Here is a 17538-nt window from a genome sequence, read left to right as displayed (position 1 = left end):
TTTATGGGGTATTTTTAAATGGAAAAACCGATGACAGACACATCATCGCGTCGTTTTTCATCACCTTGATAGTCTTTTAGTAGCGCGCTGATCTGCTTTTTTTGATCCTGAAGAGGGAGGTGGAGTGTGTCTTTCAATAAAGCTTTAAAACGCTTGCGCCCAAAAGAGACACGTTTTGGCCCACCGATTTGATCTATTAAGCCATCCGTTGTCAGGTAATAGTTGGCCCCTTTTTTTAAAGGGATTTCATGAACGATATATTGTTGGTTTGAGGGAACATGGCGATAGCCCATGGCCTGTTTGGTACTTTTGATCTCGTTAATCTCGCCCTCATAGCCCTCATATATGGGGAAATGCGCCCCGACAAATGAAAGTGTCTGTTTGGATTGAGAAAAATAGCAAATACCAATTTCTACCCCGTCATCGGACTCCCCTTTAGCACTTTTATCTTGGCCAAGTGTGGCTTGTAAAAGCTGATGGGTTTTATGGGCAAGATAGCTAAGATCCCCTTCAGGACATTTGATTAAGGCTTGTTCCAAGGCCCCTGTTGAAAGGAGTGTCATAAACGCACCGGGCACGCCGTGGCCTGTGCAATCACCAAGCGCGAGAAGAAAGCCATCGCCCCAGTTTTTATTCCAGTAAAAATCTCCCCCCACTGTGTCGCGGGGCTCCCATAAAACGAAATGCTCGCTAAAACCTTCTTCAAGTGTGGTGTGATCCGGAAGTGTTGCGCGCTGGATACGTGCGGCATAATTGATCGAGCTTTTAATCACGTTATAGGCATCATTGAGCTGCTTCTCTGCAAGCCTGCGTTCCGTAATATCGCGAATTGAGGCACAAACATGATGGCCGTTTTCCGCTTCAATGGGGCTGAGGCTAACTTCAATGGGGAAGGTCGTGCCGTCTTTTCTTTCCCCTTCAAGTTCAAGTCCGCTGCCCATTTCACGTACCGCTGTTTTTTGATGAAAGCTTTCGCGTTTTTTATGGTGATGTTCGCGCATGGAGCTGGGCACCAGCATGTCTACATTTGCGCCCATAAATTCTTCTTTGGAATAACCAAAAAGAACCTCGGCCTGTCGATTGGCAAGCTGGATTTCCCCATTATGATCAACGATTAATGTGGCATCCGGTGTGGATTCAAGAAGCGAGCGAAACCAGCGTTCACGTTCAATGATTTTTTGTTCAGCTTGGCGTCTTTTGGTGACATCGCGAATGGCGGTGGCAATAAATTTGCCTTTATCGGTTTCAATGGGGCTCAGGCTCACTTCAATGGGAAATGTGCTGCCGCCTTTGCGCTCACCTTCTAAAACAATATCGGCCCCCATTTCGCGCACGCTTGATGTTTGGTTGAAGCTTTCGCGCATTTTAGGGTGGTGGGCCCGTATGGCTTGAGGGACCAGCATATCCACATTCTCACCGATGAGCTCTTCATTTTTATAGCCAAAAACGCTTTCCATTTGCTTGTTTGCAAAATGAATAATGCCCTTGAGATCAACGATTAAAGTGGCATCAGGCGCAGATTCGAGTAGGGCGAGAAGCCATTGTTCATTTTCATTCTTTTTATCGTTCTGAACGTTCATGGTGTGCCTATCTTATGAAGGTGTGGAATAGCCAGAATTTCAAAGACTAACAGGCCTTCTTTTTATTGAAAAGCTAGCCGAACGTATATATAGGCTAAAACTTGCCTATTTTGATGTGTTTTTTCTTGACCCACCGTCCAATCTCGCTACCTTCGCGCCATGCGCATTTTCAGACATTTTGAGGACTTGCCGCCCGAGGTCAAAGGGGGCGCAGTCGCGATTGGAAACTTTGACGGCGTGCACATGGGGCACAGGGAAGTGATTGGCGAGGCCGGATGGATTGCCAAAGCACACCGTATTCCCTGGGTTGTGCTGACGTTTGAGCCTCATCCGCGTATGATTTTCATGCCCAAACAGGACCCGTTTCGCATTACGCCGTTTCGCATTAAAGCGCGCCATGTGGAAGAAATGGATGTTGACCATCTGGTCTGCCTGCAATTTGATATGGATTTCGCCAAAGTTTCTGCTGAAGATTTTATCCAGAAAGTACTGGTCGATGGCTTAGCCGCTAAACATGTGGTCTGTGGCTATGACTTTTATTTTGGGGCCAAGCGTCAAGGCAACCCTGACATGTTGCTTCATAAGGGGCGCGAGCATGGCTTTGGTTTTACCTGTGTTAATCCGGTGACCGATAACGGCGGAGAGGCTTATTCTTCAACGCGCGTGCGTGAATATCTGGTTGAGGGTGAACCACATCAAGCCAGTGGTGTGCTGGGTCGCCCCTTTGAGATTGAAGGCCGTGTGGTTGAAGGGGATCAACGCGGGCGCTCCATTGGGTTTCCCACCTGTAATATTGAACTGCATGAATATTTAAAACCGGCCCTTGGGGTTTATGCCATTCGCGCAGGTGTGGACCATGGCACCCATACGGTCTGGCATGACGGGGTCGCCAATATTGGCAAACGCCCGACCTTTGATAAGCGTGATATTTTGCTGGAAGCCCACCTGTTTGACTTTGAGGGTGACCTTTATGGCAAACATTTGCGGGTGGCCTTGGTGGATTTCATCCGCCCTGAGCAGAAATTTGATGGTCTGGATGAAATTAAAGAGCAGATTGCAAAAGATTGCATCCAAGCCAAAGACATACTAAAGAGTACCAAACCTTTTTAACCCTCTTGATACGAGCAGACCATGACTGTGGATTATAAATCGACCGTATTCCTTCCTAAAACCGACTTTCCAATGCGTGCTGGCCTTGCCAAAAAAGAGCCGCTGATTCTGGATAAATGGGAGAAATCAGGTCTTTACGAGCAATTGCGCAAAGCCGGCGAAGGCCGTGAGGATTTTGTGCTCCATGATGGCCCTCCATACGCCAATGGTCATTTGCATATTGGTCATGCGCTTAACAAGATTCTTAAAGATATCATTGTTCGCTCTCAGCAGATGATGGGCAAAAATGCCAACTACGTACCGGGTTGGGATTGTCACGGTCTGCCGATTGAGTGGAAAATCGAAGAAAAATACCGCAAGAAGAAGAAAGATAAAGATCAGGTTCCCGTTCTGGAATTTCGTGAGGAATGTCGCCAGTTCGCCAAGGAATGGATCGATATCCAGCGTGAAGAATTTAAGCGTCTCGGCGTGGTGGGCAATTGGGAAGATCCGTATCTGACCATGACCAACAAGGCCGAATCCATCATTGCCAAAGAGCTGTGCCGCTTTTTGATGAATGGCAGCCTTTATAAAGGGGCTAAGCCTGTCATGTGGTCGCCCGTTGAAAAAACGGCGTTGGCTGAGGCTGAGGTTGAATATTTTGACCATGAGTCTGTCACCATCCATGTGCGTTTTAAGGTGGAAGAAACCAAATTTGATGCGGTGAAAGATGCCACCATCGTGATTTGGACCACCACACCATGGACCATTCCGGGCAACCGTGCGGTGGCTTATGGTACTGACATTGATTATGGCGTTTATGAAATCATTGACGTGCATGATGGCTCGCTTGCCCGTGTGGGTGAGAAAATCTGTGTGGCAGAAGCCTTGGCAGGTGAAGTCATGGGCGAAGCCAAAGTGGCTGATTTTAAACTGGTGACACAGTTTAAGGGTAAAGAGCTTGAAGGCACCATTTGTTCACACCCATGGCGCGGTCGTGACTATGACTTTGATGTGCCTTGTATTGCCGGGGATCATGTCACAACAGAAGCTGGTACGGGCTTTGTCCATACCGCACCGGGTCACGGTCAGGAAGACTGGGAAGTCTCCATGGAATATGGCATTGCCGTGCCCGATACAGTCGGCCCAGATGGGTGTTATTATGAACATGTGCCGATCTTTGCAGGCAACCATGTCTATAAAGTTGCCCCGTTTGTGTTAGAACAACTTACCGAAGTGGGCTCTTTGCTTGCCTCTGGTAAAATCACCCATAGCTATCCGTGTTCATGGCGCTCAAAAGCCAAGCTGATTTTCCGCAATACGCCGCAGTGGTTTATCTCGATGGAGACAAATGAGCTGCGCGAAAAAGCGCTTAAAGCCATTGATGAAACACGCTTTGTGCCAGAAGTTGGTCGCAACCGCATTGGCGGGATGATCAAGGACCGCCCAGACTGGTGTGTTTCGCGCCAACGCGCATGGGGTGTGCCGATCACGGTCTTTGTGGATAAGAAAACAGATGAGCCTTTACGTGATCAAAGCGTTGTGGACCGCATTGTTGCTGCTTTTGAAGAAGAAGGCGCAGATGCATGGTATGCACGTGATCCCCAAGAGTTTTTGGGCAGTGAGTATAAGCTTGAGGATTATGATCAAGTCACCGACATTTTAGATGTGTGGTTTGATTCTGGTGTGACCCACGCTTTTGTTATGGAAGAGCGTGATGACCTTTCTTGGCCTGCTTCCCTTTATCTTGAAGGCTCAGACCAACACCGTGGCTGGTTCCATTCAAGCTTGCTTGCCTCATGTGGTACGCGCGGTCGCGCCCCTTATGATGCGGTGCTGACCCATGGGTTCGTATTGGATGAAAAAGGCTTCAAAATGTCCAAATCCATGGGCAATGTGACAAGCCCACAGGATGTGAACAACCAGTATGGCGCAGATATCCTGCGCTTGTGGGTGGTTTCAGCAGATACCTCAGATGATCTGCGCATCGGCCCTGAAATCATCAAACAACAATCAGATGTTTATCGCCGTTTGCGCAACACTTTGCGTTATATGCTAGGTAACCTTGAAGGGTTTAGCGAGGCTGAAAAACTGCCCGTTGAAGAAATGCCGGAACTGGAACGTTGGGTCTTACATCGCCTGTTTGAGCTGGATCAACAGCTGCGCGGTGCCTGTAACGATTTTGTTTTCCACAAAGCTTTTGCCGAGCTGCATAACTTCTGCGCGGTTGAACTTTCTGCCTTTTATTTCGATATTCGCAAAGATGCGGTTTATTGTGATGGGGCTGATAGCATTCGCCGCCGTGCGGCGCGCACGGTTCTTGATACCTTGTTTAATACACTAACCGCGTGGCTCGCACCGTTTATGGTCTTTACATGTGAAGAAGCTTGGACTTGTCGTTTTGGTGAGGATGCTGAGTCTATTCACTTGCGTTCATTCCCGGAAATCCCAGCCAATTGGCAGGATGAGGCACTGGCGGCAAAATGGGCTAAGGTGCGTGATTTGCGCAAAGTCGTAACGGGTGCGCTTGAGCTGAAGCGTAAAGAGAAAACCATCGGGTCGTCTTTACAAGCTGCACCGGAAGTCTTTGCAACAGCAGATTATGTTGAGGCCATGAGCGGTATTGATCTGGCAGAACTTTCCATTACATCAGGCGCAAGTCTGGCTGAAGGCGACGTTCCGGCTGAGGCCTTTACCATGGAAGATGTGGCCGGGGTTGGTGTTGTCTTTAAGGAAGCTGACGGCGGTAAATGCGAGCGTTGCTGGCAAATCCTGCCTGAAGTGAGTGCTGAGGGTGGCATCTGTAAACGTTGTGAAGATGCAATTGGCTAACAACGGTCCTTTTGGCGCAACGGGTATGTGATGAACCAGACTTTTCAAAAAAAGCCCTATCTGGCGGGTTTGCTCACAGCTGTGATTATTTTTCTGTTGGATCAATGGTCCAAGATTGAAATCGTCTATGATGTGATGATGCCGCCCAAGATTATTGAGGTGACGTCCTTTTTCAATATCGTCATGGCGTGGAACCGTGGCGTGTCTTTTGGGATGTTTGGCTGGGATTCGCAGATTAAGATCTATGTCTTGGCAGCAATGGCCTTTGTGGCGGCTGTTGGGCTTACAATTTGGATGATCCGTGAAGGGCGACTTATCTTTGCCATTCCGTGTGGTGCCATCATTGGCGGGGCCATTGGTAATGGTATTGATCGCCTGCATTGGGGCGCGGTTGCGGACTTTTTGGACTTCCATATTGCGGGCTATCACTGGCCTGCCTTTAACGTGGCAGACATCGGAATTACCTGCGGGGCAACCTTTTTGATCTTAGATAGCTTGTTTAGTAAGCAAGATTCCTCTAAAACTGAAGATAGTGACTAATTCGATTTCAAGTTTGGCGATGAACATGTCTGTGCGTACCTATAAGAAATTTCTCGGTTTGGCGATTGCTGCTGTTGCGCTAAGCGCCTGTAGTGGCACCAAAGAAATGTTGGGTCTGGAAAAAACAGCTCCTGATGAATTTGCTGTTTATACACGCGCACCCTTAAGCTTGCCGCCAGATTATGCCCTTAAGCCACCAACACCGGGTGTAGAGCGCCCCAATACGGAAAACCAGCAAGAAAAAGCGCGCCGTGCCTTAACCGGGCGTCGCGCTGCTGCGGCAAAAGTTGATGCGTTGGGAAGCTATTCCAATATGTCACCGGGCTTGAAGTCTTTGTTGGAACAAACCGGTGCGGTCCATGCAGACCCATCTATTCGCCAAACCATTGATCGCGAAACAAGTGCCTTTATTTCAGAATCGGAAACTTTTGCAAAAGATTTGATGTTCTGGAAAAACAAAGAACCGTTTGGTTCCAAGATCGATGCGGCACAAGAAGCCCAACGCATTCGTGAAGCCCAAGCCTTGGGTCAGGCCGTTGATGGTCAAAGTGCGGTTGTGATTGAGCGCAAAGAAGGTGCGATCTTAGAAGGCGCGCTGGACTTCTTGAAATAAGCCTTGCCCTTGTCAGGCCATAATCTGAAACTACATCATAATGGATCGTTTATTTTTCCGTGTGATTGAGGTTTCCTTTGCGTCTGATCTTGTTTGTCCTCTCAGCCTTTCTTTTTTCTTATCCCGTTCAAGGGGCTGTCTTTAACCCGCAAAGCTTCATGCTGAACAACGGCATGCAGGTGGTGTTGGTGACCAATAACCGCGTGCCTGTGGTGCGTCATATGGTGTGGTATAAAGTGGGGTCAGCTGATGAGCCCGCAGGCAAATCTGGTATTGCCCATTATTTTGAACATTTGATGTTTAAAGGCACCAAGAAAATTGCCGCAGGGGAATTTTCCAAAATTGTTGCCAAAAATGGCGGGCGCGATAATGCCTTTACCTCTTATGATTATACGGCCTATTACCAGACAGTTGCCAAAGACCGTTTGGCCTTGGTGATGGAGATGGAGGCTGATCGCATGATCAACCTCACTCTCACTAAAGAGGTAATTGAGCCGGAGCGCCAAGTCATTTTGGAAGAACGCCGTCAACGCACCGATAATAACCCCGCCGCCCAATTGCGCGAACAAATCGATACGGCGCAATATATGAACCACCCCTATCGCATTCCGGTGATCGGTTGGGCCCATGAAATTGAAGCCCTAAGTCTTGAAGATTTACGCAAGTTTTATAAAAAATGGTATGCGCCCAATAATGCAATTTTGATTGTGGAAGGCGACATCACCATGGAGGAGCTGCGCCCACTGGCTGAAAAATATTATGGGGGGATTGCGCGCGGTCCTGAAATGAAACGTATGCGCCCCTCAGAGCCACCTGCCCATGCGGACCGCCGTGTGATCAAACGCGATGCCCGTGTGCGCCAAGCGAGCTTACAGCGCAGTTATTTTGCACCGAGCTATCAAGATAGTGCGACGGATGCGAAAGCACCTTATGCGTTGCAGATTTTAGAAAATATTATGGGCGGTTCAGCCACCAGCCGGCTTTATACCTCCCTTGTGATTGAGAAGAAAATTGCTATTTCAGCAGGTCTGTCTTATTCACCAAACCGCCTTGATCTATCAGAAATGACATTTTGGTTGAGCCCGCAACAAGGGGGCTCTATTGAACAAAGCGAAGCTGCCTTGCAAAAGGAAATCGATCTTTTGTTGGAAAAAGGCGTGAGCTTTGATGAAGTGGCACGAGCGCAAAAATCATTGGTTAATGAAGCGGTGTTTGCCCGGGATAATCTGGGCACCGCAGCCCAAGTGATTGGCGGGGCGCTTGCTATTGATATATCACTTGAGCGTATTGAAAACTGGCCGGAAATGATTAAATCCATCACGGTTGATGATGTAAATCGGGCCATGCGCGCCGTCTTAACAGACCAGAAAACCGTGACAGGTATTTTGCTCGGCATGGGAGATAAATAAGATGCGCTATATTGTCTTAGCTCTTACTCTTTTCTTATCTCTTCCCGCCTTTGCCTTGGCGCCTGTTCAGGAAGTGACTTCGTCTTCCGGCATAAAGGCATGGTTGATTGAAGATCATCGCAATCCCATTGTGTCACTTAAGTTTGCTTTTCGCGGTGGTTCTGCCCTTGATCCAATAGGCAAAGAGGGGCTGGCACGGCTTGTCTCTTCCACCATGGATGAAGGTGCGGGAAAATGGGATTCCCAAGGCTTTCAGGCCCGTCTTGAAGATTTATCCATCACTTTGCGCTTTGAAGCTTCCATGGATAGTTTTGGCGGGCGCGTCTTAACCTTGCGTGAAAATTTAGATGCCTCAATGGAGATGCTTAAAGCGGCCTTAACGACCCCGCGCTTTGATCTCGAGCCTGTGGAGCGTATCCGCGCACAAATTCTGGCCCAGCTCAAACAACGCGAAGAAGACCCCGCTGCCCTTGGCGCGCTAAAGATTTATAAGGAAGTGATGGGTGATCACCCTTATTCGCGCGGCTCAAAAGGGACAGTACAGGGAATGGAAAATGTGACCCGTGCTGATTTAAAGGCCTTTGCGAAAAACCGTTTAGGCAAAGATAATCTGGTGATTGGTGTATCGGGTGATATCACGCCTGAGAAACTCAAATCATTACTTGATGAAACCTTTTCAGACCTGCCCGATCACGCCGCACCCTGGCAGTTGCCACCTGTGAAGCTGAAGTTTAAAAAGACTACGGATGTGGTGAATAAGCCCGTGCCACAAAGCAGCATTTTGTTTGCTCAAAAAGGCATTAAGCGTGACGATGCTGATTTTTATGCTGCTTATGTGCTGAATTATATTTTAGGCGGTGGTGGTTTTTCATCGCGCCTTTATGAAGAGGTGCGTGAAAAGCGCGGGCTGGTCTATTCGGTCTATAGCTATCTGGCAAATTATGAGGAGACCGAGCTCTTTATGGTGGGGGCTGGCACGCAAAATGCCCGTGTGAAAGAAACACTCGATGTGGTGCGCCATGAATGGCAAAAGGCTGCCCGCGAGGGTGTTAGCTTTGAAGAGGTGCGTGATGCCAAGACCTATCTTACAGGCTCTTTTGCCTTGCGCTTTAATTCAAGTGAAAGCATTGCGGCGATCTTGAGCGCTATGCAGATGGATCGTTTACCCATAGATTTCTTGGAGCAAAGAAACAAGCTTGTAGAAGCGGTTACATTGGAAGATGTAAACCGGATGGCGAAATCATTACTGATGCCAGAAAAGTTTCAGGCCGTCGTTGTCGGACAGCCTGAAGGATTATAATCAACTCTGATCGGTTTGTTTGAGATTACTTTTTGTATTTCTCAGCAAACTGGTCATAGGCTTCCAGTGTTTGGGAACCATAAATCATAGACGGCCCACCGCCCATATAAACAGCCATACCAACGGTTTCAGCGACTTCTTCACGGGTTGCGCCAAACTTAAGGGCGGCTTTTACATGAAAAGCAATACAGCCGTCACAGCGTGTTGTGATCGCGATGGCAATGGCAAGAAGTTCTTTTGTTTTTGGATCAAGAACACTATCAGCACTGGCGCTTTGTGCCAGTTGTGAAAAGGCACTCATGGTTTCAGGAATGGCACCGCGCAGGGTCTTGATCGCACCTGTCAGGTCTTTGGCGATTTCAGGGTAATTCTTGCTCATTTATTTTCTCCATCGCAAATAATATATTTAGCATATTCTAATATATTAAAATGTTCGGATGATCAACAATTATTTTAAATCGTTATTTGAGGGTAATTGTACTGTCGGACTTATAAATTCGCCCGCCATTATCATCATTGCGCACCAGCTTGATCAGCCCGCGATAGACACCATTTTCCCAGTTTAATGTGGGTTTGCGCAAACCGGCATGAAGGGTGCGATAGGCTTGGTCTTTCTCAATGGTACTGGTGTAATTGAGCACGCTTTCACCATCCGGTGCGGTGATGGTGAAAGTGATTATATCGCCTTTTTTCACATGCAAAAACCGCCCCCATAAAAATAGGCGAGGCGAGCGTATAGAAAGGGTTTCATCATCATAAAGCCCTTGCACTAAGCCGCTATGTTTGGGCTGGGTCGCTGAAAAGCCGATATCAAAAATATCCAGCTTGCGATAGGCCAGCTCATTCATCACGGGTTTGGGCCAAAGTGCTTTATTGCTGGCTTTACATTTATCAAGGCGTGAGACCCCAACAAACGGGTCAACCGCATGGCCTGTGCGTTTGGTGGACCCTTCAGGGATATATTCGATTTGAAAATGTAGGTGAGGGAAACTTGCCATACCGGAATGGCCCACAAGGCCGATGATATCACCTTGTTTTACCGCATCGCCTTTTTTGACTTTCACACTGTTTTTGCGCAGATGGCAATATTGCGTGATCCAGCCATTTTCATGTTTAAGGCGCACGCCATTGCCGCATTTCTTTTTGGCGATTTTCTCTTTTGGTAATTTGCGAAAATCAATATCTTTCATGCCATCGCGCGTACCCACCACAAAACCGTCACTGGCCGCGCGCACCACCACCCCGGCCTGCATATCGCGATAATTGCGGATCATGAAGTCGGTGCCTTTATGGGCATTATAGGTTTGTGTGCCACAGGCGTAATCTTTGGCCGCCTTGGTGCGATCATGGTCCACATAATTGGCAATCCAGCAGTTCCAGCCCAGTTCGCACTCAATGGGTAAGATCATGTTTGGCGCAGGCGCAATTTTCCCGGCCCAGACAGAAGGGGAGAGCAGCAAAAATGCAAAAAAGGTGAGGGCGAATTTTCCAATGATCATAGCGCGCGCATTATGAAACATTCTTTTCATTAAAGAAAAGAGGGAATTTTCACTTTGGAAGAATTTTACTTCCGTATATAGTGCCGCGCAGACGTTAATTATTATATTTAAGGGATGAAACCATGGAAGAGCTTTACGGCTACTCATATGACGAAATCGATGTCGGTATGACCGATGTTTTTTCTAAAACCGTTACAGAAGCCGATATCATGGCATTTGCTGGTGTGTCAGGCGATACAAACCCGGTTCATCTGAATGAAGAATTTGCCGCCAGCACAATGTTTAAAACACGCATCTCACACGGTATGTTGAGTGCTGGTTTTATCTCGACTGTTTTTGGCACAAAGTTGCCTGGCCCGGGCTGTATCTACATTGCGCAGAATCTGAAATTCAAAGCGCCTGTTAAAATTGGCGATACGGTTGTTGCACGTGTGACAGCTCTTGAAAAAGACGATGCCAAGAAAATGATTAAGTTTGAAACCGTTTGTACGGTTGGTGATACAAATGTCATCGTTGGCGATGCAACCATTATGGTTCCTGCTCGCGACTAATTATTGTGCTCTGGCATAATGAATATGAAAAAGGCTCTGCATATAAATGTGCAGGGCCTTTTATTTTTGGCTGTCGTCTTTAGAAGCCTCATCGTCTTGCGCATCTTTTTCAGCTGAGCGTTTGCGCATATAAAGCGCACCAACGATGACGAGAACCCAAATGCTGATGCCAAACAGGCCGAGTCGGGCGTCCGGGTCTTTTTCCAGTACAAAGACGGAAAACACCACGCCTAGTAAAAAGATAAAGAGGCCAAAGACCACCATATCGGCTTTGAAATTTGGGTTCTTACTCATGGCTGTAGGATATAGCGTCAAGCGGGGTGAAAAACCAAGGAAAAATTATTGGCAGGCATGTCATAGACATGAGCCAGTTTAAGCCCGTTTTTTGCCGCCTCTGCTTCAACCTCTTCCATGGCGCGCACCCCAAAACGTGGGTCCTTCTCTTTTAACCACTGCTCAAAAGCGACATTGCTGGGTGCGGTATGTTGAGAATTGCGCTTATAGGGTCCGTAAAGATAAAGGAAACCGTCTTCTTTAAGATAATGCGCGGCCTTTTTCATCAAGGCGATGGTGGCTTCCCACGGGCTAATATGAATCATATTGATACATATCAGTGCATCAAGTTCAGTTTGCGGCCAATTTGCGTTTGAGGTCGTATCCAAGGATAAGGGAGAGTGGATATTTTTTAAGCCCGTATGCTCAATCCAAGACTGGATGCTTTTTAAACAGTCGGGATCAAGGTCACTGGGCTGCCAGTTAAGATCTGGACATGATTGTGCAAAATGGATGACATGCTCGCCACTGCCGCTGGCAATTTCAAGCACGTTACCTTGTTGGGGTAAAAATTGCTTGAGGATTGAAAAAATTGCATCACGGTTTCGTTGTGTTGCTGGATAAAAGAGGCGATGGGGCATAAATAAAGTTCCTTCTTTATCAGCAAGGTATGAAGTCTTTTAAGATTGTTCAAGTCCCATGGCCTGTTTAGGTGGTTTTGAGAGCTTAAAAAAACCAATACCCATACTATTCATATGGTTGCTGTCTAGAAGGGATTATGCTACCTCAATTGCAGTTCTTGAAGGTATGGCTTGAAAATACCTTTAAAGGAAAAAATATTAACGATTCGCTTTGGAAAAGCCCGATTCGGTAGTTTTGTGTAAAAAGCGGTCACATAAACGGAGATTTAAATGACCTACGTTGTCATGGAAAACTGTATTAAATGTAAATACACCGACTGTGTCGAGGTCTGCCCGGTCGATTGTTTCTATGAGGGTGAAAACACACTGGTGATTAACCCTGATGAATGTATCGATTGTGGTGTGTGTGAACCTGAATGTCCGGCAGAAGCGATCTTGCCTGATACCGAAGATGGTATCGAGGAATGGCTTGAAATTAACCAGAAATTCTCTGAAGTCTGGCCTAATATCACGACCAAGAAAGACGCAATGGAAAATGCTGATGCGGAAAATGGTCGCAAAGGCAAGAAAGCTGAAATGAGCGAAAAACCAGGCGAAGGCGATTAATCCTTAACCTGTTGCTCTGCAGCATTTTTTATCTCTTAAACCTGCTTTTCTGCTTTGGAGAAGCAGGTTTTCGTCATGAATCTGTAACTTAGGCCTGTTTTTTAGGGCTATTTTGTGATATAAACTTACCAACAGCCGGTTCCATGCAGGGCCGGTTTTTGACCGTCCAGAGTCTAATAGACCTGTCAAACTTTATGAAACTCTGATCGGCCAACCAACCACATAAGGACACTTCTGTCATCATCGACCCCCTTCTGTTTTCAAAGACAGATGGTTTTTTTTGTCGTGTCCTTATGAAGAGTAAGAGAGAATAAAATATGGCTCAAAACCTCCCGTTCGATTCTGGCGACTTTGTCGTATATCCAACACATGGCGTAGGCCGCGTTGTGGGTGTTGAAACACAAGAAATCGGTGGTCATGAACTACAATTGTTTGTGATTACATTCGAACATGAGCGTATGACACTTCGTGTCCCAGTTGGCAAAATTAAAGCTGCTGGCCTGCGTAAACTCAGCTCCGGTAAAATCATGGATTCCGCCATTACAACGCTTAAAGGCAAAGCGAAAGTCAAGCGCACCATGTGGAGCCGTCGTGCACAAGAATATGAAGCAAAGATCAACTCCGGTGACCCGGTTCTGATCGCTGAAGTGGTACGTGACCTGTACCGCAATGTTGGACAACCTGACCAGTCTTTCTCTGAGCGTCAAATCTATGAAGCAGCCCTTGAGCGCCTCGCTCATGAAGTCGCAGCTGTTGAAAATATTGACAAAGATGCAGCAACTGAGAAACTGGAAGACGTCCTTCAGAAAGAAAAAGCTGCATAAGCTTTTCTTGCATAACGTCTTTTAGAAGGGCAGGATGGATCAGATGATCCTCCTGCCTTTTCTTTTGGAGCTAAAATTAACACATGCAATTGACATCTAAATTTGCAGAAATAACTGGCAAACGGCGCGTTTGGGCCGTTTCTGCTGTGCATGGGGAGCTTGACCAGCTCAAGGCTATGCATGGTCAGTTGGCTAATCATTTTCTGCCCAGTGATGTGTTGATCTATACGGGCAATATCATGGGGCGCGGGCCTGATGTAGCAGGCTGCATTAACGAGATTCTCAACTTTCGCCGCCTTGTTATCTTACAAGACGGGGCCGGGCTTGATGATGTGATCTTTTTGCGCGGCTGTCAGGAAGAGATGCTTTATAAGCTGCGCCACCTGCCTTTTGCCAAAGAACCTGAAGAAGTGCTCACATGGATGTCCAACCAAGGTGTTGATAGTACCTTGCAGGCCTATGGCACCAGTTGTGATGAAGGTATTGAGGCCGCCCATGGTGGCATGAAGGGTGTGAGTGACTGGATGAATATCCTTAAAGCCAGCATGCATAAGATGGATGGGCATGAGCAATATATGGACGCCCTAAAACGTGCGGCTTACACTGAAGATAAGAAGCTTTTGTTTGTGAATGCCAATGTGGTGCCCGATATGCCACTTGATGCCCAAAGTGATGCTTTTTGGTGGGGCACACAGGAATTTCGCGAGCTAGATCACCCCTATAGTGGCTATGATCGCACGATTCGCGGCTATGACCATCGCCATGAAGGCTTTCATATGGCAAAACACCAGCTCTGCATTGATGGCGGCTGTGGGCTTGGCGGCAAGCTTGTTTGTGTCTGTTTTGAAGACAGCGGCGCGTTGGTGGAGCGAATCGAGGTCTAGACAGCTTTAGGGTCAGGACCTATTAATTTAATAAATCCCAAAGGGACAGGATGAATTTGAAGAAAGCTGTCGTTATACACCCCTTAAAGTACAAGTACTTCTGCGGGGAGTATGCCTAATCCTTCTTCAAATTCATCTCTGCCAAACTCAATAAATTAATAGGTCCTGACCCTAGCCGTTTAACTCTTCCACCAACATTTCAAGCTCCAGCCAGCGTTCTTCACAATGATCAAGCTCTTCTTGAATTGCGGTTAAACGATCACTGGTTTTCTGGAACTTATCTGGATTCTTACTAAAGAGATCAGGATTTGCCATTTCTTTTTCCAGCGTGTCTTTTTCCTCACCAAGCTTTTCCATTTTTGAAGGCAGCATATCAAGCTCACGCTGGTCTTTGTAACTGAGCTTGCCTTTTGGCTTTTTAGCCTGTTCTTTTGGCTTGGCGGTGCTTGCGGGCTTGGCCTTTGGGCTTGCGATTTCTTCTTCTTTGGCTTTTCGCTGGCTGAGATAATCTTCATAGCCACCGGGGTATTCTTCCACCTCACCCGCACCTTCAACGGCGATGGTGGAAGTGACCACGCGATCAAGGAAGTCACGGTCGTGGCTAACCAGCAAAAGTGTTCCGTCATATTCAGCCAGCATTTCTTGCAGCAGGTCGAGCGTTTCCATATCCAGATCGTTGGTCGGCTCATCCAAAACAAGGAAGTTGGTTGGGCTTGCCAGCAGCTTTGCCAGCATCAGGCGGTTTTTCTCCCCACCAGAAAGCGCATGAATGGGCTGGCGGGCTTGGCGTTCCTCAAACAAGAAATCACGCATGTAGGTGACCACATGTTTGGGCTGTTCATGGACCAAAATTTCATCCCCGCCCGTATCGGCAAGATAATCCCAGCAGGTGACATCTTGGGGCAGGTTATTGCGTTTTTGGTCAAAATACGCCGGGCTTAGGTTGGTGCCGATGCGAATGTCTCCGCTATCGGGGGTGATCTGCCCGGTGAGGATTTTTAATAAGGTGGTTTTACCCGCCCCGTTTGGACCGATGAGGCCAATTTTATCACCGCGCATCACGCGGGTGGAAAAGCCCTTACAAATGACTTTTTCATCAAAGCTTTTACATAGGTCCGTGGCTTCAATCACCAGCTTGCCCGATGATTTACCGCTTTCTAATTGAAGCTTGGCTGTGCCTTGGGTCTTAACCGTATTGGCCTTTGTTTCGCGCAGTTCTGCCAGTTTGCGCACCCGGCGCATGTTGCGTTTGCGCCGTGCGGTTACGCCTTTGAGCATATAGCGCTCTTCTTCAGCGATTTGGATATTGATGCGGGTGGCTTCTTTTTCTTCTTCTGCCATCACATGTTCGACCCATTCGTCGAAAAACTCATAGCCACGATCCGTGCGGCGAATTTTAGAGCGATCTAACCACAGGAGCTGGCGCGAAAGTTTGCGCAGGAAAGTCCTATCGTGGGAGATCATCATCATGGCACCACGAAAAGATTGCAGCTCTTCTTCCAGCCATTGGATGGTGGGCAGATCAAGGTGGTTGGTAGGCTCATCTAATAATAAAATATCAGGTTCAGAAACAATCGCACGCGCAATGGCGGCGCGTCGCCCCTCCCCGCCTGAAAGGGTGGCGGTATCGCGACTGCCATCAAGCTTCATGGCCTCAAGGCAGATATCAACGCGGTGATATTCTTCTTCATGGCGCAAGCCTGCATGAACATAATCATGCACTGTTTGCCCCTCAGGCAGGGTCGGGTCTTGGGGCAGGTAGGAGACAGTGACACCGGGTTGGACAAAACGCTCACCATCATCTTTTTCAACAAGTCCGGCAATCACCTTCATCAAGGTGGATTTACCTGAGCCGTTACGCCCAACCAAACAGATGCGATCACCGGGATGAATGGCGCATTCCACCCCTTCAAATACAGGGCGCCCGCCAAAGGTTACATGGATGTCACGTAAAGTTAAAAGAGGGGGAGGAGCCATGGGACTGCATTGCCTTGTTCAATAAACCGAATTCTTCTGGTCCTTGTACAAGATTCCCCGTCAGGCGGGAATGGGAAAATGATTTAAACGGAGATCAAAAGCCCATCAAAGGCAACTTCAAGGTCCATTTCATTTTTACGTGCCAATGCTTCAGGGCCAAGATGGGTGAGGATGAGCTTGCGGGTATGGAGGAAACCACGGTTTTCATGGATGGTTTCATAATCCAGATGGAACTCGCATTTCTCATCAAAATGATAGGATTCACAGATGAGCAGGTCAGAGCCATGAGCCGCAGTTGCCAGCTCGGGTGTCCAGCCCGTATCGCCACTAAAGGTGATGATTTTTTCATCGACTTCAAAACGCAAGATAAAGTCATTACCATCTGCAAGGTGCTTGGCCTGATAGGGATAGACTTTCACCCCGTTTAAACCTTGTAGGTGGTTTAAGGTGAGCTCTACAAAAATAACTTCAAACTCAACGCCTTTTTCCCAACAGCCGGGATAGAGTGCTTCCATTGCCTCCATCAAGCGTTGTTTTGTGCCTTTAGGCCCCGCAATCACCAAGGGGCGTGTGCGCGCAGAAACATAACGCGCATCCATTAAAAAGAAGATGACGCCCGCAAAATGATCCCCATGAAGATGGGAAAGAAAGATCATATCAATGGAGTTAGGCTCAATCTCAAACTTGCGCATAGCCACAAGTGAAGTCGCCCCGCAATCAATCAGGAAAGAGTTTTTGGCACTGACCACATGGAAACAGGTGTTAAAACGCCCGCCTGTACCAAAAGCATCGCCACACCCTAAAAACTGAACATCAACCAGACTCATTCTTAGTCTTTCCTTGCACCCATAATGTTTAAATCCAACATGCCCCACACTTTAAGTCAAGTCTTCTACGCAGTAATGCCGTATTGTTCTTTT

General features: G+C 47.5%; 17 protein-coding genes. 10 read left to right on the top strand and 7 right to left on the bottom strand.

Going from position 1 to position 17538, the window contains the following annotated elements; all coding sequences use genetic code 11:
* Positions 1-14: 14 nt before the first annotated feature.
* Positions 15-1580 (bottom strand): PAS domain S-box protein, encoded by a 1566-nt coding sequence (locus tag MTBPR1_RS11365; RefSeq protein ID WP_069189133.1) that lies wholly within the window; start codon positions 1578-1580, stop codon positions 15-17.
* 159 nt (positions 1581-1739) lie between these two features.
* Here MTBPR1_RS11365 and MTBPR1_RS11360 point away from each other — a divergent pair, with 159 nt between their 5' ends.
* From MTBPR1_RS11360 to MTBPR1_RS11335, 6 genes are all read left to right on the top strand, one after another.
* Positions 1740-2690, top strand: a complete 951-nt coding sequence (locus MTBPR1_RS11360) for a bifunctional riboflavin kinase/FAD synthetase (protein ID WP_069189132.1) — start codon at positions 1740-1742, stop codon at positions 2688-2690.
* A gap of 21 nt (positions 2691-2711) precedes the next feature.
* Entirely contained in the window at positions 2712-5501 is a 2790-nt protein-coding gene (gene ileS, locus MTBPR1_RS11355) for an isoleucine--tRNA ligase (RefSeq protein ID WP_069189131.1), read from the top strand.
* Between the two features lie 30 nt (positions 5502-5531).
* Entirely contained in the window at positions 5532-6041 is a 510-nt protein-coding gene (lspA, locus tag MTBPR1_RS11350; RefSeq protein ID WP_069189130.1) for a signal peptidase II, read from the top strand.
* A 25-nt stretch (positions 6042-6066) separates the two neighbouring features.
* On the top strand, positions 6067-6654 hold the full coding sequence (locus MTBPR1_RS11345; RefSeq protein ID WP_069189285.1) for a DUF3035 domain-containing protein: 588 nt from the start codon (positions 6067-6069) through the stop codon (positions 6652-6654).
* A 77-nt stretch (positions 6655-6731) separates the two neighbouring features.
* On the top strand, positions 6732-8063 hold the full coding sequence (locus tag MTBPR1_RS11340) for a M16 family metallopeptidase (RefSeq protein WP_240492887.1): 1332 nt from the start codon (positions 6732-6734) through the stop codon (positions 8061-8063).
* A 1-nt stretch (position 8064) separates the two neighbouring features.
* Complete coding sequence (locus MTBPR1_RS11335) at positions 8065-9363, top strand: M16 family metallopeptidase (protein ID WP_069189129.1); 1299 nt, start codon at positions 8065-8067, stop codon at positions 9361-9363.
* Positions 9364-9388: 25 nt separating this feature from the next.
* Here MTBPR1_RS11335 and MTBPR1_RS11330 read toward each other — a convergent pair whose 3' ends face one another.
* Together MTBPR1_RS11330 and MTBPR1_RS11325 are read right to left on the bottom strand one after the other, a co-directional pair.
* Positions 9389-9742 (bottom strand): carboxymuconolactone decarboxylase family protein, encoded by a 354-nt coding sequence (locus MTBPR1_RS11330; protein WP_069189128.1) that lies wholly within the window; start codon positions 9740-9742, stop codon positions 9389-9391.
* Between the two features lie 82 nt (positions 9743-9824).
* On the bottom strand, positions 9825-10883 hold the full coding sequence (locus MTBPR1_RS11325; RefSeq protein ID WP_069189127.1) for a M23 family metallopeptidase: 1059 nt from the start codon (positions 10881-10883) through the stop codon (positions 9825-9827).
* A gap of 101 nt (positions 10884-10984) precedes the next feature.
* Between MTBPR1_RS11325 and MTBPR1_RS11320 the strand changes: the two genes are divergently transcribed.
* The gene (locus tag MTBPR1_RS11320; RefSeq protein ID WP_069189126.1) at positions 10985-11413 is read left to right on the top strand and encodes a MaoC family dehydratase; all 429 of its coding nucleotides are present in this window, start codon (positions 10985-10987) and stop codon (positions 11411-11413) included.
* Positions 11414-11473: 60 nt separating this feature from the next.
* Here the strand turns inward: MTBPR1_RS11320 and MTBPR1_RS11315 are convergent, their stop codons facing one another.
* Positions 11474-11707, bottom strand: coding sequence for a hypothetical protein (locus MTBPR1_RS11315; RefSeq protein ID WP_126465192.1), 234 nt, complete (start codon positions 11705-11707; stop codon positions 11474-11476).
* 17 nt (positions 11708-11724) lie between these two features.
* Positions 11725-12327 (bottom strand): DUF938 domain-containing protein, encoded by a 603-nt coding sequence (locus MTBPR1_RS11310; protein WP_069189124.1) that lies wholly within the window; start codon positions 12325-12327, stop codon positions 11725-11727.
* Positions 12328-12597: 270 nt separating this feature from the next.
* Between MTBPR1_RS11310 and fdxA the strand changes: the two genes are divergently transcribed.
* From fdxA to MTBPR1_RS11295, 3 genes are all read left to right on the top strand, one after another.
* Positions 12598-12933: a ferredoxin FdxA gene (gene fdxA, locus MTBPR1_RS11305; protein ID WP_069189123.1), complete on the top strand. Its 336-nt coding sequence runs from the start codon at positions 12598-12600 to the stop codon at positions 12931-12933.
* 317 nt (positions 12934-13250) lie between these two features.
* Complete coding sequence (locus MTBPR1_RS11300; protein WP_069189122.1) at positions 13251-13757, top strand: CarD family transcriptional regulator; 507 nt, start codon at positions 13251-13253, stop codon at positions 13755-13757.
* Between the two features lie 83 nt (positions 13758-13840).
* Entirely contained in the window at positions 13841-14641 is an 801-nt protein-coding gene (locus MTBPR1_RS11295) for a hypothetical protein (RefSeq protein ID WP_069189121.1), read from the top strand.
* Positions 14642-14812: 171 nt separating this feature from the next.
* Here the strand turns inward: MTBPR1_RS11295 and MTBPR1_RS11290 are convergent, their stop codons facing one another.
* Both MTBPR1_RS11290 and MTBPR1_RS11285 read right to left on the bottom strand, forming a co-directional pair.
* Entirely contained in the window at positions 14813-16618 is a 1806-nt protein-coding gene (locus MTBPR1_RS11290) for an ATP-binding cassette domain-containing protein (RefSeq protein ID WP_069189120.1), read from the bottom strand.
* Positions 16619-16701: 83 nt separating this feature from the next.
* Positions 16702-17445, bottom strand: coding sequence for an MBL fold metallo-hydrolase (locus tag MTBPR1_RS11285; protein WP_069189119.1), 744 nt, complete (start codon positions 17443-17445; stop codon positions 16702-16704).
* Between the last annotated feature and the right edge of the window lie 93 nt (positions 17446-17538).

Origin of the sequence: Candidatus Terasakiella magnetica (assembly GCF_900093605.1) — a bacterium.
GTDB classification, from domain to species: Bacteria; Pseudomonadota; Alphaproteobacteria; order Rhodospirillales; family Terasakiellaceae; genus Terasakiella; species Terasakiella magnetica.
The sequence above is the reverse complement of the archived record's forward strand: the minus strand, read 5'-3'. Positions and strand labels throughout refer to the sequence as shown.